Origin of the sequence: Chitinimonas koreensis (assembly GCF_014353015.1) — a bacterium.
In the GTDB taxonomy this organism is placed as follows: Bacteria; Pseudomonadota; Gammaproteobacteria; order Burkholderiales; family Chitinimonadaceae; genus Chitinimonas; species Chitinimonas koreensis.
Window position 1 is genome coordinate 4,041,217 of the sequence record NZ_CP060704.1, and the last position, 14,169, is coordinate 4,055,385.

At 61.1% G+C, this 14,169-nt stretch carries 14 protein-coding genes; 9 read left to right on the forward strand and 5 right to left on the reverse strand.

The genetic code is table 11. From position 1 onward, the window contains the following. Position 1 precedes the first annotated feature (1 nt). Positions 2–685 (forward strand): IncC plasmid conjugative DNA transfer DtrJ family protein, encoded by a 684-nt coding sequence (locus tag H9L41_RS16930; protein ID WP_084299804.1) that lies wholly within the window; start codon positions 2–4, stop codon positions 683–685. Between the two features lie 10 nt (positions 686–695). Here H9L41_RS16930 and H9L41_RS16935 read toward each other — a convergent pair whose 3' ends face one another. The 3 genes from H9L41_RS16935 to acnB all read right to left on the reverse strand — a co-directional run bounded on the left by H9L41_RS16935 (position 696) and on the right by acnB (position 4,097). After that, positions 696–953, reverse strand: a complete 258-nt coding sequence (locus H9L41_RS16935; RefSeq protein ID WP_157461845.1) for a hypothetical protein — start codon at positions 951–953, stop codon at positions 696–698. A gap of 109 nt (positions 954–1,062) precedes the next feature. Continuing rightward, positions 1,063–1,257 carry a hypothetical protein gene (locus H9L41_RS16940; protein WP_157461846.1) on the reverse strand — a complete coding sequence of 65 codons (195 nt, stop codon included), beginning with the start codon at positions 1,255–1,257 and terminating at the stop codon, positions 1,063–1,065. A 251-nt stretch (positions 1,258–1,508) separates the two neighbouring features. Beyond that, positions 1,509–4,097 carry a bifunctional aconitate hydratase 2/2-methylisocitrate dehydratase gene (acnB, locus tag H9L41_RS16945; RefSeq protein WP_028444789.1) on the reverse strand — a complete coding sequence of 863 codons (2,589 nt, stop codon included), beginning with the start codon at positions 4,095–4,097 and terminating at the stop codon, positions 1,509–1,511. A 158-nt stretch (positions 4,098–4,255) separates the two neighbouring features. On the opposite strand from acnB, the gene H9L41_RS16950 reads away from it, so the two are divergent. Together H9L41_RS16950 and acnA are read left to right on the forward strand one after the other, a co-directional pair. After that, positions 4,256–5,152, forward strand: coding sequence for a transcriptional regulator GcvA (locus tag H9L41_RS16950; protein ID WP_028444790.1), 897 nt, complete (start codon positions 4,256–4,258; stop codon positions 5,150–5,152). Positions 5,153–5,557: 405 nt separating this feature from the next. Next, positions 5,558–8,275, forward strand: coding sequence for an aconitate hydratase AcnA (gene acnA / locus H9L41_RS16955; protein ID WP_028444791.1), 2,718 nt, complete (start codon positions 5,558–5,560; stop codon positions 8,273–8,275). Between the two features lie 67 nt (positions 8,276–8,342). Here the strand turns inward: acnA and H9L41_RS16960 are convergent, their stop codons facing one another. Beyond that, positions 8,343–9,155, reverse strand: a complete 813-nt coding sequence (locus H9L41_RS16960) for a hypothetical protein (RefSeq protein WP_157461847.1) — start codon at positions 9,153–9,155, stop codon at positions 8,343–8,345. A 262-nt stretch (positions 9,156–9,417) separates the two neighbouring features. Then, entirely contained in the window at positions 9,418–9,759 is a 342-nt protein-coding gene (locus H9L41_RS16965) for a hypothetical protein (RefSeq protein ID WP_157461848.1), read from the reverse strand. A gap of 206 nt (positions 9,760–9,965) precedes the next feature. On the opposite strand from H9L41_RS16965, the gene H9L41_RS16970 reads away from it, so the two are divergent. From H9L41_RS16970 to H9L41_RS16995, 6 genes are all read left to right on the forward strand, one after another. Continuing rightward, positions 9,966–10,157 (forward strand): helix-turn-helix domain-containing protein, encoded by a 192-nt coding sequence (locus H9L41_RS16970; RefSeq protein WP_245589161.1) that lies wholly within the window; start codon positions 9,966–9,968, stop codon positions 10,155–10,157. A 135-nt stretch (positions 10,158–10,292) separates the two neighbouring features. After that, entirely contained in the window at positions 10,293–10,685 is a 393-nt protein-coding gene (locus H9L41_RS16975) for a metal-dependent hydrolase (RefSeq protein ID WP_373282041.1), read from the forward strand. Positions 10,686–10,870: 185 nt separating this feature from the next. Next, a complete protein-coding gene (locus H9L41_RS26275) occupies positions 10,871–10,999 on the forward strand; it encodes a type II toxin-antitoxin system prevent-host-death family antitoxin (RefSeq protein ID WP_084299806.1) in 129 nt (42 codons plus the stop codon). A gap of 475 nt (positions 11,000–11,474) precedes the next feature. Beyond that, positions 11,475–12,905: a hypothetical protein gene (locus H9L41_RS16985; protein ID WP_157461849.1), complete on the forward strand. Its 1,431-nt coding sequence runs from the start codon at positions 11,475–11,477 to the stop codon at positions 12,903–12,905. 133 nt (positions 12,906–13,038) lie between these two features. After that, the gene (locus H9L41_RS16990) at positions 13,039–13,464 is read left to right on the forward strand and encodes a DUF5990 family protein (RefSeq protein ID WP_084299808.1); all 426 of its coding nucleotides are present in this window, start codon (positions 13,039–13,041) and stop codon (positions 13,462–13,464) included. Between the two features lie 86 nt (positions 13,465–13,550). Continuing rightward, positions 13,551–14,024, forward strand: coding sequence for a GNAT family N-acetyltransferase (locus H9L41_RS16995; protein ID WP_028444795.1), 474 nt, complete (start codon positions 13,551–13,553; stop codon positions 14,022–14,024). Positions 14,025–14,169: the final 145 nt, after the last annotated feature.

Below are 14,169 nucleotides of genomic sequence, written 5' to 3' on the forward strand. Positions count from 1 at the left end.
CATGCCGCGTGCCGCATCGATCCGAGACGAGGTTGTCCAAGGGGCCGCGCTGCTGCCGATGCGCGTGACGCTGCGGGCGATCCTGGTGATCGTCATGCTGTACACCATCGCGCTGATTGGCCAGGTGGGCTATGCCGTCTACCGGCATGGCGACCGCGCGCCGGACCAGATGCGTGAGTTGCTGCTGGATGCGTTCGCACGATCGCGCGAGCCGCACGTTGCGCTGCTGGCCTCCGATGTCCTCTACCGGCCAGTGTTCCATTGGACGAAGGTCGACCAAGCCGTACAGGACGCGATCGACGCCCGGGAGACGAGCGTCTGGCGTGAGGGCAGCCCTGTGGCTGTCACATATCCCTACGCGCTGACGGCAATGTATGCGACCAAGCTCATCGGCGTACGCCTTTCGCATCTTCTTCTCGGCGCCGGCGTCATCCTGGTCCTGGTCGGCGTCTCGCTGGTGGACGGCCTAGTGGCGCGACAGATCCGCAAAGTCAATGTAGAGCGGGAATCGGCGACGATCTTCCATCACGCTCAGCGGCTACGGAAGGCATCAGTACCCTTGGCAGCGCTGGTGTACTGCGGCCTACCCCAGCCACTCGATCCAGCATGGGTCGTGGGGCCGATGGCGGCCACTTTGGTGCTCGGCGTATGGCTGCAGGCGAAATACTTTAAAAAATATCTCTAACGGGGCAAAGTCAGCAATGGTCTTTCTGAATCATGCCAACAATGGCTGCGAGCGCCAGATCATCTTTTTGACGAATCGCCTTCTTCTGAAACACGTCACGCAGAGCAGTCTTTAACGACGAGTGTAGCTTGTCCAGCGTAAAGCTCATCTTCCAAAGGTCCTCTGGACACAAATTTTCAATAACCGAAATGAAAAGTGCACGATCCCCACGCTCTGGTTCGGCGCCCAGTAATAGTTGCTCAAAGCGTACTACATCCACTGGATCCATTTTTTATTACCTCGCTCGCCGCGACATACTCAGTTTAATAAATACCGCTACCAAACATACACTAAAGAACCACGTCAGCTGGCGGACCTAAGTCACCTATTCCAGCTATTTACCACCAGTTATTTGATTTAATAATTTCCTCCACTAACTCCCTACATTTAGGACACGCAACATCAATTTTTCCTGGAAATGGCGGTAAAAGTTCAATTGTAACAGCACCAACGGTACCGGATATATCATCCAGATCCTTTTCCAGCGTAATATCATGCCCATATTCACATTTTGTCGATATTTTCATATTCATGGCTCTTCCCCTCTCCATTGATAGATCCCTTTACGTTGACCAATGTTTACCGAGAAAGTTGCTGAACAAGGAGCCGACGCGACTTCGACAAGCCCACACTGGGTGATCCATACCACCACGTGTACGACGAGCCAAAGAAAAGGCCCGCCACAGTCGGCGGGCCAACACAAGCACATGGGGGTATTTATGGGGGTATCTGAACTTCCAACATTCAGCCACCCCTCCACACAACAAACACCAACTAACTGAATTTAAGCAACATTTACCGTTTCAGCGAGATCCTGATAATCCTTGATCTCGTTGAAGTTCATATAGCGATACACCTCGCCGGCCTTCTGGTTGATCACGCCGATGTCGGCCATGTACTCGTCCTTGGTCGGAATGCGGCCGAGCTTGGAACAGATGGCGGCGAGTTCGGCCGAGCCGAGGTAGACGTTGGAGTTCTTGCCCAGCCGGTTCGGGAAGTTGCGGGTCGAGGTCGACATCACCGTCGCGCCTTCCTTCACCTGCGCCTGGTTGCCCATGCACAGCGAGCAGCCCGGCATCTCCATGCGCGCGCCGGCGGTGCCGAAGGTGCCGTAGTGGCCTTCGGCCGTCAGCTGTTCGGCGTCCATCTTGGTCGGCGGCGCCACCCACAGCTTGACCGGGATGTCGCGCTTGCCTTCGAGCAGCTTCGAGGCGGCGCGGAAGTGGCCGATATTGGTCATGCACGAACCGATGAACACTTCGTCGATGGTCGCGCCGGCCACGTCGGACAGCGTCTTCACGTCGTCCGGATCGTTCGGGCAGGCCACGATCGGCTCGTGGATGTCGGCCAGGTCGATCTCGATCACGGCGGCGTATTCGGCGTCGTCGTCGCCCTTCAGCAGCTCGGGCTTGGCGATCCAGGCTTCCATCGCCTTGATGCGGCGCTCGAGCGTGCGGGCGTCCTGGTAGCCGTTGGCGATCATCGTCTTCATCAGCGTGATGTTCGACGTCATGTATTCGATGATCGGGGCCTTGTCGAGGTGCACCGTGCAGCCGGCGGCCGAGCGTTCGGCCGAGGCGTCGGACAGTTCGAACGCCTGTTCCACCTTCAGGTCCGGCAGGCCTTCGATCTCGAGGATGCGGCCCGAGAACACGTTCTTCTTGCCGGCCTTGGCCACCGTCAGGAGGCCGGCCTTGATCGCGTACAGCGGGATCGCGTTGACCAGGTCGCGCAGCGTCACGCCCGGCTGCATCTTGCCCTTGAAGCGCACCAGCACCGATTCGGGCATGTCCAGCGGCATCACGCCGGTGGCGGCGGCGAAGGCCACCAGGCCGGAACCGGCCGGGAAGGAGATGCCGATCGGGAAGCGGGTGTGCGAGTCGCCGCCGGTGCCGACCGTGTCTGGCAGCAGCAGGCGGTTGAGCCAGGAGTGGATCACGCCGTCGCCCGGACGCAGCGCGACGCCGCCACGGGTGCTGATGAAGGCCGGCAGTTCCTTGTGCATCTTGACGTCGACCGGCTTGGGATAGGCCGCGGTGTGGCAGAACGACTGCATCACCATGTCGGCGCTGAAGCCCAGGCAAGCCAGGTCCTTCAGCTCGTCGCGGGTCATCGGGCCGGTGGTGTCCTGCGAGCCGACGGTGGTCATCTTCGGTTCGCAGTAGGTGCCCGGGCGCACGCCCTGGCCTTCCGGCAGACCGCAGGCGCGGCCGACCATCTTCTGCGCCAGCGAGAAGCCGCGGCCAGAGTCGATCGGCGCCTTGGGCAGGCGGAAGGAGGTAGCGGCCGCCAGGCCCAGCGCTTCGCGCGCCTTGCCGGTCAGGCCGCGGCCGATGATCAGGTTGATGCGGCCGCCGGCGCGCACTTCGTCCAGGATCACGTCGCTCTTGAGCTTGAACTCGGCCACCACTTCGCCGTTCTTCTCGATCTTGCCGGCGTAGGGATAGATGTCGATCACATCGCCCATGTTGAGCTTGGAGACGTCGACCTCGATCGGCAGCGAGCCGGAATCTTCCTGGGTGTTGAAGAAGATCGGAGCGATCTTGCCGCCGAGCGTGACGCCGCCGAAGCGCTTGTTCGGCACGAAGGGGATGTCCTGGCCGGTCGCCCACACCACCGAGTTGGTGGCCGACTTGCGGCTGGAACCGGTGCCGACCACGTCGCCGACGTAGGCGACCAGGTTGCCCTTCTGCTTCAGGTCTTCGATGAACTGCATCGGGCCGCGCTTGCCGTCTTCCTCGGGCGTGATGCCGGGGCGGGCGTTCTTCAGCATGGCCAGGTAGTGCAGCGGGATGTCGGGGCGCGACCAGGCGTCGGGCGCCGGCGACAGGTCGTCGGTATTGGTTTCGCCGGTGACCTTGAACACGGTGACGGTGATCTTCTCGGCCACTTCGGGGCGGCTCTTGAACCACTCGGCGTCGGCCCAGCTCTGCAGCACGGCCTGGGCGTTGGCGTTGCCGCCGTCGGCCAGCGCCTTGACGTCGTGGAAGTAGTCGAACACCAGCAGGGTCTTCTTCAGGCCTTCGGCGGCGATGGTGCCGACTTCGGCGTCGGCCAGGAGGTCGACCAGCGGCTTGACGTTGTAGCCGCCCAGCATGGTGCCGAGCAGCTGGGTGGCCAGCGCGCGGCTGACCAGCGGCGAGGCGACTTCGCCCTCGGCCACGGCGGCCAGGAAGGAGGCCTTGACCTTGGCGGCGTCGTCCACGCCCGGCGGCACGCGATGGGTGATCAGCTCGACCAGGGTCTGTTCCTCGCCGGCCGGCGGGTTCTTCAGCAGTTCGACCAGGGCGGCGACTTGCTGGGCGGTGAGCGGGAGCGGCGGGATGCCCAGGGCGGCGCGCTCGGCGACGTGCTGGCGGTAGGCTTCTAGCATGGCGGGGACCTTTTGCTTGCGGTTGCGATATCGCGTCCCCGGCGGATCGCGGAAGACCACGCGCGCGGGACGGTTTTTCGGGTGGGCGAAGAGTACGCGCAAGCTCCATGCCACACAAACGAGTAATTGCTACACAGCCTGTGAGCTAAACTCACATCATGAATACCAAGCTGCCGCCGCTCAACGCGCTCCGTGCCTTCGAGTCCGCCGCCCGTCTGGAAAGCTTTTCGGCGGCCGCCGGCGAGCTGTTCGTCACCCACGGCGCTGTGAGCAAACAGATTAAGCAGCTCGAGGAATGGCTGGGCGTGAAGCTGTTCGAGCGGCACGGCGGCCGCGTCCGGCTGACCGAGCTCGGCTGGCGCTACCTGGTGCAGGTGCAGGACGGCCTCGACATCATCGCCAATGCCACCGCCCAGCTGCTGCAGCCGGACCGTCAGCGCCGGCTGGTGATCAACTCGACGCCGACGCTGGCGATGCACTGGCTGCTGCCGCAATTGGCCGATTTCCAGCGCGACCATCCCGAGGTCGAGCTCAGGCTGATGACCAGCGACCGCGACATCGGCCGGCTCGACGCGCCGTTCGACCTGGCCATCCGGCGCGGCCCCGGCGACTGGCCCGGCTATATCAGCCAGCCCTTTCTCGACGAGTGGGAGATCCCGCTGTGCAGCCCGGCGCTGCTCGAACGGCTGCCGATCCGCGAGCCGGCCGACCTGGCGCGCCACACGCTGCTGCACGCCGACACCCGGCCGACCGCCTGGCAGCGCTGGCTCACGCTGGCCGGGGTGGCCGAACTCAAGCCGGCCGCCGCCCAGCAGTTCGACCACTTCTACCTTGCGCTCAAGGCCGCCATGGACGGCCTGGGGGTGACGCTGGGGCCGCTGCCGATGATGCAGGCCGAGATCCGTGCCGGCACCCTGGTCGCGCCGCTGGCCGGGCCGCGGGTACCGGTGCGCGGCTATTGCTGGATCGCGCCGCGCGCGCTGATGAACGACCCGGCGATCACGGCGTTCTGCCAATGGCTGGAGCGGCGGGCGGCGGCCTTGAAGCAGGCCTGATGTTTCAACCGGCGCGTCGCTTACTTGTAGGAGCGGCTTCAGCCGCGAATGAAGCCGGCTCGGCTGCGACCATTCGCGGCTGAAGCCGCTCCTACAACCCCTATCGCCCCCGCCGTGCGACTGTAGGTCGGGCTTTATGCCCGACTGCGCTGCCGGCCGACGTCGCCGTCGGGCATAAAGCCCGACCTACATGACGCCTTCGGCCGGGGGCGCGCGACCTCATGCAACGTTCGACGGACATGCTCATGGCCGCACTTGCATCCCGCCCGCCATCGCCCAAGATGAACGCATCCCGACGACCGCCGCGAACCGTCGCGCCGCCGCGAGGTCGGACACTACTGCCATCCCGATCGCGTCCGCCGCCCGGACGGTCCGCCCCAGACCTGCAATAAGAAGGAGCCCGCCATGCCCCACAACCTGTTCAACACGCTCAAGACCCTGGCCCTGCCGACCGGCCGCACGCTGCAGTACTACAGCCTGCCGGCGCTCGAGGCGGCCGGCGTCGGGCCGGTTTCCAAGCTGCCGGTGTCGATCCGGCTGGTGCTCGAATCGGTGCTGCGCAACTGCGACGGCAAGAAGGTGGCCGAGGAACACGTGCGCGAGCTGGCGAACTGGAAGGCCGTCGCGCCGCGCACCGACGAGATTCCCTTCGTGGTCGCCCGCGTGGTGCTGCAGGATTTCACCGGCGTGCCGCTGCTGGCCGACCTCGCCGCCATGCGCAACGTGGCCGACAAGCTCGGCAAGAATCCCAAGACCATCGAGCCCCTGGTGCCGGTCGACCTGGTGGTCGACCACTCGGTGATGATCGACCACTACGGCTCGCCCGACGCGCTGCGGCTCAACATGGAGCTGGAATTCCAGCGCAACGGCGAGCGCTACCAGTTCATGAAGTGGGGCATGCAGGCCTTCGACACCTTCAAGGTGGTGCCGCCCGGCATCGGCATCGTCCACCAGGTCAATCTCGAATACCTGTTCCGCGGCGTGCAGATCCGCCCGATCGCCGACGACGGCGAGATGGTGTTCCCCGACACCCTGGTCGGCACCGACAGCCACACCACCATGATCAACGGGGTCGGCGTGGTCGGCTGGGGCGTCGGCGGCATCGAGGCCGAGGCCGGCATGCTGGGCCAGCCGGTCTACTTCCTCACCCCCGACGTGATCGGGGTCGAGCTCAAGGGCGCGCTGCGCGACGGCATCACCGCCACCGACCTGGTGCTGACGGTGACCGAAATGCTGCGGCGCGAGAAGGTGGTCGGCAAGTTCGTCGAATTCTTCGGCGCCGGCGCCGCCAGCCTCAGCGTGGTCGACCGCGCCACCATCGGCAACATGGCGCCCGAGTACGGCGCCACCATGGGCTTCTTCCCGGTCGACGACAAGACGATCGAATACCTCAAGGGCACCGGCCGCGAAGTCGCCGAGATCGAGGCCTTCGAAGCCTACTTCAAGGCACAGGGCCTGTTCGGCATGCCGACTTCGGGCCAGATCGCCTACACCCGCACGCTGTCGCTCGATCTATCCACCATCGTGCCAAGCCTGGCCGGCCCCAAGCGGCCGCAGGACCGCATCGCCCTGCCGGCCATGCGCGACACCTTCGCCACGCTGTTCTCCAAGCCGATCGAGGAGAACGGCTTCAATCTGCCGGCGGCCGACCTGGCCAAGCGCATCGAGACGCCGCTGCCGGGCATCGACGTCGGCAACGGCGACGTGCTGATCGCCGCCATCACCAGTTGCACCAACACCTCCAACCCCGGCGTGCTGCTGGCGGCCGGCCTGCTGGCCCGCAAAGCGGTGCAGAAGGGCCTCAAGGTCCATCCGCGCATCAAGACCAGCTTCGGCCCCGGCTCGCGGGTGGTGACCGAATACCTGAAGGAGACCGGCCTGCAGCCCTGGCTCGACCAGCTCGGCTTCAACATCGCCGCCTACGGCTGCACCACCTGCATCGGCAACGCCGGCGACCTGGCGCCCGAGATCAACGACGCGATCACCCAGAACGACCTGGTCTGCGCCGCGGTGCTCAGCGGCAACCGCAATTTCGAGGCGCGCATCCACCCCAACCTGCGCGCCAACTTCCTCGCCTCGCCGCCGCTGGTGGTGGCCTTCGCGCTGGCCGGCCGCGCCAACATCGACATGGAGACCGAGCCGCTCGGCATCGGCAGCGACGGCCAGCCGGTGTTCCTGCACGACATCTGGCCCAGCAGCGACGAGGTGCACGCGCTGATGCACTACGCGATGAACCCGGCGGTGTTCCGCCAGCTCTACGGCGACTTCACCCGCGACCACGACCTGTGGAACGCCATCCCGGCGCCGGCCGGCCAGGTCTACACCTGGCCCGAGTCGACCTATATCGCGCGGCCGCCGTTCTTCGACGATTTCCAGATGCAGCCGGGCCAGGTCCACGACATCCGCGGCGCGCGCGCGCTGCTGATCCTCGGCGACTCGGTGACCACCGACCACATCAGCCCGGCCGGCTCGTTCAAGGAGACCACGCCGGCCGGCAAATACCTGCTGGCGCACGGCGTGCAGAAGGTCGACTTCAACAGCTACGGCAGCCGCCGCGGCAACCACGACATCATGATCCGCGGCACCTTCGCCAACGTGCGGGTGAAGAACCTGATGCTGCCGGCGCGCGAGGACGGCAGCCGCATCGAAGGCGGCTTCACCCTGCTCGACGGCGCCCAGACCACGGTCTACGAGGCGGCGATGGAATACATCCGCCGCGGCACGCCGACGGTGGTGTTCGCCGGCGAGGAATACGGCACCGGCTCGAGCCGCGACTGGGCAGCCAAGGGCACCCAGCTGCTGGGCGTGAAGGCCGTGGTCGCGCGCAGCTTCGAGCGCATCCACCGCTCCAATCTGGTCGGCATGGGCGTGCTGCCCCTGCAGTTCAAGGGCGAGGACAGCCACGAGAAGCTCGGCCTCAAGGGCGACGAGACCTTCGATATCGTCGGCGTGACGGCCGATCTGCGACCGCAGCAGGACCTGACGCTGCGCATCACCCGCGCCGACGGCAGCGTGCAGGATGTGACGGTGCTGTGCCGGATCGATACGCCGATCGAGGTGGATTACTACGAGCACGGCGGGATTCTGCCGTTTGTTTTAAGGGAGTTGATGGCGGCGGGGTGAGGTCCTTAGCTCGTTCATCCACTCGATCCGTCTCGCGTGGGCACAAATGCGTGCCCAGCCTACTTGGCTAATCTTGTGGCCCAGCGTCTGGAGCGATGCAATAACCAATCTTCCAGCGTTGGCCACATTTCGGACAGCCCCATTTCGCACCTAACTTGATCTCATGATTTCCGATCACGAAGGTATGAGCGCAACCGCTCGTTGGGCACGACACATCAGTCTCTTGTGGTTCCCATCGCACTTGACGCTCATTAACCAAGAACATGCGATAGAGCGCCCCACACTCAAAACACTTTGTTGACACAGGCTCTTTGTCTATTGGCGCACGCTTCCGCATTGTTTTATGGCAATAAACACAGCTAGTCTGCGACCAAGTAGCGAATCGTATATTGCTGATCCGCGATGCAAGCACTTCCTCCAGCCCTTCAGCAATCTGCAAACAACGAGCGCGAAGCTTGTCGGCATCAAATTTCCGTCCCTCTTGCATTTGCTTCGGGGTCGGCATGTGCAAGTATGAACCCATGGCATCATAATGTTTTTTTATCGTCACCATGTTAAGCACCTTCTCAGTGCCGAGAAATTGCATTTCTTTGGAAAGAACGCCATAAACCTCCTCAACCCCCAAAGCAAGCGACGAGTCCTTGTCGGCGCCGGCATCAATTTCTAACAATAGCTCCATCACCCGCTTTGGCTGCCAAGTCAAATATTCCTCCGGCGAAATCTCATCGGCGTAAATTTGCATACGATCATAGGTCAATGCTTCCATCGCCATACGTAATTGTAGGGCAGCTGAACGTAAGCGTACATCGTCATTTCCCTGCAACTCTTGCTGCGCCTGTTGCAAGGATTTCCTGGCATAACCGCGATAGTCGATTTTCATTAACTTCCCTTCTTCATGAGTCCGCGACCCCCAACCCTCACCACTTGCATCTAATCCCTTACCTAGCTAATTTACAGAATACCGCACCGTTGGCCAGGACTTTGTACGGCAACACACAGCAAATCCCATACAGCCATGTAGTAGCAATCCATTTTCAAATCCGCAGTAACAATAGACAGGGCTAGACTGAATAAAATGAAGCCCATAATTTATCGTGTATTTGTTTGTCTTTATGAAGTGCATCTGCGAGCTACAAGTTCACTCACTCTGTTGCAACTACCAAATCAGAACCGGCTTCATGCGACGGTACTCCACCAGTTTCTGCTCCCTCGAACATTTCTACCATCGTCTGGACCAAAGCTAATGCCGCTGAAACCAGATCAGCACGCAACGTAGGTTCGAGTGGCCGCCCTCCCTCTTCATCGCATTCAATCGATTCGTGCTCAGCGTCGTCGGCCGCCAACAAGGTCAGTACGCCACGAAGTCCACAAGCGGCCTGATAACCAAGCGTAGCTTGATGACCGCGCAGGCGGACCTCGGCGGCGAAGGTTTGCCAATGAGGGTAAAGCGGGTAGTGAGACTGCGACGTGTTCATACCGGCCATCGAAACTCTCCATAAGCTCAACCTATGAGCTGACTAGATCACCTACCCGAACAAATCGGTTCTCAAAAGCTACCTTTTGAACACTTACATGTTCATTATGAACATTCGTGTGTCTGGATGGCAAGCCCGGTTTCACACAACCTGAGGAAGTGAAAAATCAGTCCCCATCTCCCATGCCGCAGGCAAAAGAACCATCCGGAAACGCCTTGGCCAAATTTGCTCAAGCGGTACGCCGCGAGCGCCGGCTACTCGAAATGTCGCAGGAGACGTTGGCCGAAAGGGCCGGTCTCCACCGCAACTTCGTCGGTCGGTTCGAGCGAGGAACGACCAGCATTTCGCTGGATGCCGCAGAGCGACTGGCCCGCGCCCTCGGCTTCGAGCTAAAGGACATGCTGTAACGGGGCATGGCCCTCCCCCCACCTCACACCCCACATGTTCGTCGCCCACCTCCCTCCGGCTACCTGCTCTCAACCCAACTGCTGAACCGCCTGCGCAATCCCGCCGTACCCACCGGCATCATCGTAGCCGCCGGCATGCTCGGCGCCGTCGCGCCCGATTTCGACCTGCTTTACTTCTACCTGGTCGACCAGCGCCAGACCCATCATCACCAATATTTCTCGCACTGGCCGCTATGCTGGATCGCGCTGACGCTGATCGCCGCCGCTGCACTGCGATGGTCGCGCCATGCACTGCCGCTACTGGCCTTCGACCTCGGCGGCCTACTGCACATGGCACTCGACACGCTGGTCGGCGACATCTGGTGGTTCGCCCCGCTGCTCGACCGCCCGTTCGCGCTGTTCAGCGTGCCGGCGCTGTACCAGCCCTGGTGGCTTAATTTCATCCTGCACTGGTCGTTCGCCGTCGAGTTGGCGATCTGTGCTTGGGCGTGGTGGGTCTACCATGCTAGGTCGCGCCCCACACCCTGAGCCATAGCTTGAGTTGAATAGTGATGAAGTCCAACGCTTCTACCGCGGTGACCGTTGAGCCGGCCGGCTTCACCCAGCCAGCCAATGGGGCATGTACTGGCCAGAATAGGGGTAATTGCTAGTTTGAGAGTGGGATAGGGTCATGCGCACGATGACGTGTGGAAGCTCCCAATAACTTCGGAGAGATGATCGACACGGCGAGGCGCGAGCCCGTGACCATCACGCGCCGAGGACTGCCGGTTGCCGTCGTCGTTTCGCCAGAGGACTTGCGCGAGCTGAGCTCGGCGCGAGCATTGGAAGCCTTGAAGCGCTAGAATCCGGCCATCGGCGGCATGGCTGTGCAAATTGGTTGAAATCATTCATCGAAAGCATCGATTGTTATCCAGCGACGATAGCAAGTGCCACACCCCGACAGACTACACTTGGGCAAGGCCTGCCGAGTGCCGTGTAATTCATGTCCATAGCGCTGGGGTTGTGCGCGTCGCGCCCTGCTTGCCTATACTCGATGCGTATTTCAGCTTGGCTGCCAACGGCGGTAGGAAACAGTCTCAGGTTTGTTAGACGGCAGTCATGATTTACGCTGCACCGGGGGCAGTCGTATTCACGTTAGACATCACCTACACGTTTCAGGAGGTACTCTTGGTACTCTCACCGACTTCTGGAAGAAGAACGCACTCCCGAACCGTAGTCCAGGTTACGGGCGAGTTCTGCGCGCAGAATCAGTCCCCGTCCGAAAACGCTGCCAACGCCCGCAGCGCCGTTCTCACATGGCTGAAAGATCGGCAGAGAGTGTTGCTGCCTGATGCCGCATTCAGAGGAGATTCCTTCGAACTTGATGCGTCGGAATCCATGCCTGTTTCGGCAGTGCGCTTTGATAACTACTGGGCCCTCCAGTTCGACAAATTCGACCCAAGCGTACCTGGCCGAATTTGGCGAACTGAAGCAACGGTCGCCAGCACAGATACCAAAGCACTGGGAGGCGTTCGCTTAACGCTTCTCGATTCAATCTCTGGATTTGACTTCAACCCAAGTGTTCCGGCGATCGTAAGCGCGTGGGTAAAGAACCCAGGTCTACGCGAATATGGCACCCAGCTTAGCGAACGACCAATACAAGTCGATGACCTGTCTGCTCTGGAATTAATGTGCGAGCTTCTCCTGAATAACAAGCGCACTCGCCCGGTTGTTGTTTTCAGCGAGGGAAAGGGAATCGATGCACGGGCAAATGCCGCAAGAACGGCAATGCGCCTTGCAGGACTTGCCCACGTCTTCGTGCTCGGCGACAGCCAAGTAGACGAATTGATCGATAGCTTCGGCAGGGAATTCTCGGTCTGGGGTGGTGCTATCCGAACGTACAACGCAGGGTTTGACCCGTTCTCCGATGAGGTTTCAGTTCATCCTATTGCAACTCGAGAGTGGCTGCAGCATCGCTTCCGCAGTCACGATCAGTTCATCGAAGTTCTGTTGAGGTCCTTTACTGCTTTGTCGCTCCGGAGAACATCACCAGACCATGACCTGCCCACCGTCAGAACAGTCAAGCAAGCGAGTTTGAGCTATCAACTCGCCAAGCTCGACAAACCAGTCACAGATGAGCGCTCGGCAATCCTGGAGCAAGAGAACTCTTTGTTGCGACAGCAGATTCAGGAGAAGACTGACGAATTCAATTATGCCGATGCAGAGGTAACTGCTGCGCAAGTCGAAAGAGACCAGTACCGAGCACAAGCAATGGCAATGCGAGCGCTCGTCCAACGACTGGAAGAACAAGTCGGCACCTCTCAAGCGCAACCTACCTATCCCCCGGCACTCGATCAAGTTGATGCGTGGGCACTAGAGCAGTATCCCGGCCGTCTTGTTCTCCTCAATCGAGCGGCCCGATCTGCAAAAAAGAGCCCCTTCAGCGAACCGCAGCTTGTGTATCGCTGCCTTGATCGACTTGCTCGCCAATACGTAGAAGCCCGCCGAACAGGAAGCCCAGTCGATGCACTATTTGAAGACCTTGGGGTGGGACTAGAGAGGACAGGAGACCCTAATCGCCTGTCCCAGTGGAAAGAAAAGTATTTCGTCCCACATCGGGGCACGAATCGATTCCTCGAATGGCATCTAAAGCGCGGGAGTGATCACAACGAAGCGAACACGCTTCGCATCTACTTCTTCTATGACGAGGACGATGAGCAGGTAATCATCGGACACTTGCCTAGCCACCTGACGAACAGCCAAACCTGACCCGCACACCGTGATGTTTAACCCTTCCATCGAGAGGGCGCTTCCCGGCCTACGGCCTCCAAGCGCCTCTCATGTCAAACGTTAGACAACCAGGGCCGTCGTGACCATAGCTAAGCCTCCTCAGTTCGTCCGCATGCGAATCGTTGTCGTTGCTCCTCCACTCGGCGTTCGTTTTGCAGTGCAACGCGGCAAGTCGGAGCTACTTGAGTCCAGGGCAGAGCAGCCGGACGAAGTTTGGTTTGAGTTCGAGCTTCGCTTGGGTGCGCCGTTGGCCGACGGATCAGCCAACTTCCTGGGAGAGTTCGCCCAGGGTGCCCCAACCGACCGATTTGTCTACGTCAACTCCGGCACCCAGGCAGGTCAACCAGAGTCGTGTTGGTCACGCCGCGCAAAGTTGAAGCTGGCCTCCATTCCCAAGCAACTTGTCCAGACCGCCATCTCGTCTGGTGAGGCGATCATTCAGGCCCGCATCGCCGGCACCATGGGCGATGGCGGTCCAATTTGCGCTTCGGTGAAGCCAAGCACTGTCGAGTGGAGCCTTGTTCGCGGTGTCGCCTAACCCCTCCGTCAAGGGGATGCCCACAAGCGGGCTTCGCCCACTTGCGGTCGCTCCTTACTCCGAACGTTAGGTATCGCAAACAGCCCATGTCCCAGCCTTTCCAAGTTCGTCTCATCGAGCGGGATGACTTCACGAAGTGGCGGCCGCTCTGGGAGGGCTATAACGCCTTCTATGGTCGAGCTGGTGCTACCGCCCTACCCGAGAGCATCACTCTTGCCACCTGGGAGCGATTCTTCAATCCAATTGAACCCGTCTTTGCTCTCGTCGCGGCAAGAGAAGAGTCACTGATCGGCATCGCTCACTTCCTGTTCCATCGAAGTACGACAAGAGTCGAGCCAGTTTGCTACCTGCAAGATCTCTTCACAGAGCCGCTGCAGCGTGGCCAAGGCATTGGCAAAGCCCTCATTCAATCGGTCTATGCACAGGCCAGGTCCGCCGGTGCGAGCAGAGTCTATTGGCAAACTCAAGCCTCCAACGAGGCAGGCCGGGCGCTGTACGATCAGGTCGCAAAGCATCTCGGCTTCATCGTCTACAGCCATGAAACAAGCAGCGCCGCCTAACCCCTCCTTCAAGGGAGAGCTGCCTTCGGCAGGCCCCTTACGTCGCACGCCAGGCCATGCCTCCGGTCTTCACCTTGCAGCCCGGTTGGGTGGGCATGTCTTTCGCGCCCACGCGGTCACGACCGCCCGCAGCCACAGTCCCAAG

Excerpts from the sequence above, each read along its gene's own strand:
- acnB (WP_028444789.1), bottom strand. The coding sequence starts at position 4,097 with ATGCTAGAAGCCTACCGCCAGCACGTCGCCGAGCGCGCCGCCCTGGGC.
- H9L41_RS16990 (WP_084299808.1), top strand. The coding sequence starts at position 13,039 with ATGCGAATCGTTGTCGTTGCTCCTCCACTCGGCGTTCGTTTTGCAGTG.
- acnA (WP_028444791.1), top strand. The coding sequence starts at position 5,558 with ATGCCCCACAACCTGTTCAACACGCTCAAGACCCTGGCCCTGCCGACC.
- H9L41_RS16930 (WP_084299804.1), top strand. The coding sequence starts at position 2 with ATGCCGCGTGCCGCATCGATCCGAGACGAGGTTGTCCAAGGGGCCGCG.
- H9L41_RS16940 (WP_157461846.1), bottom strand. The coding sequence starts at position 1,257 with ATGAATATGAAAATATCGACAAAATGTGAATATGGGCATGATATTACG.
- H9L41_RS16960 (WP_157461847.1), bottom strand. The coding sequence starts at position 9,155 with ATGAAAATCGACTATCGCGGTTATGCCAGGAAATCCTTGCAACAGGCG.
- H9L41_RS16995 (WP_028444795.1), top strand. The coding sequence starts at position 13,551 with ATGTCCCAGCCTTTCCAAGTTCGTCTCATCGAGCGGGATGACTTCACG.
- H9L41_RS16975 (WP_373282041.1), top strand. The coding sequence starts at position 10,293 with ATGCTCGGCGCCGTCGCGCCCGATTTCGACCTGCTTTACTTCTACCTG.
- H9L41_RS16935 (WP_157461845.1), bottom strand. The coding sequence starts at position 953 with ATGGATCCAGTGGATGTAGTACGCTTTGAGCAACTATTACTGGGCGCC.
- H9L41_RS16965 (WP_157461848.1), bottom strand. The coding sequence starts at position 9,759 with ATGGCCGGTATGAACACGTCGCAGTCTCACTACCCGCTTTACCCTCAT.
- H9L41_RS16950 (WP_028444790.1), top strand. The coding sequence starts at position 4,256 with ATGAATACCAAGCTGCCGCCGCTCAACGCGCTCCGTGCCTTCGAGTCC.
- H9L41_RS26275 (WP_084299806.1), top strand. The coding sequence starts at position 10,871 with ATGATCGACACGGCGAGGCGCGAGCCCGTGACCATCACGCGCCGAGGA.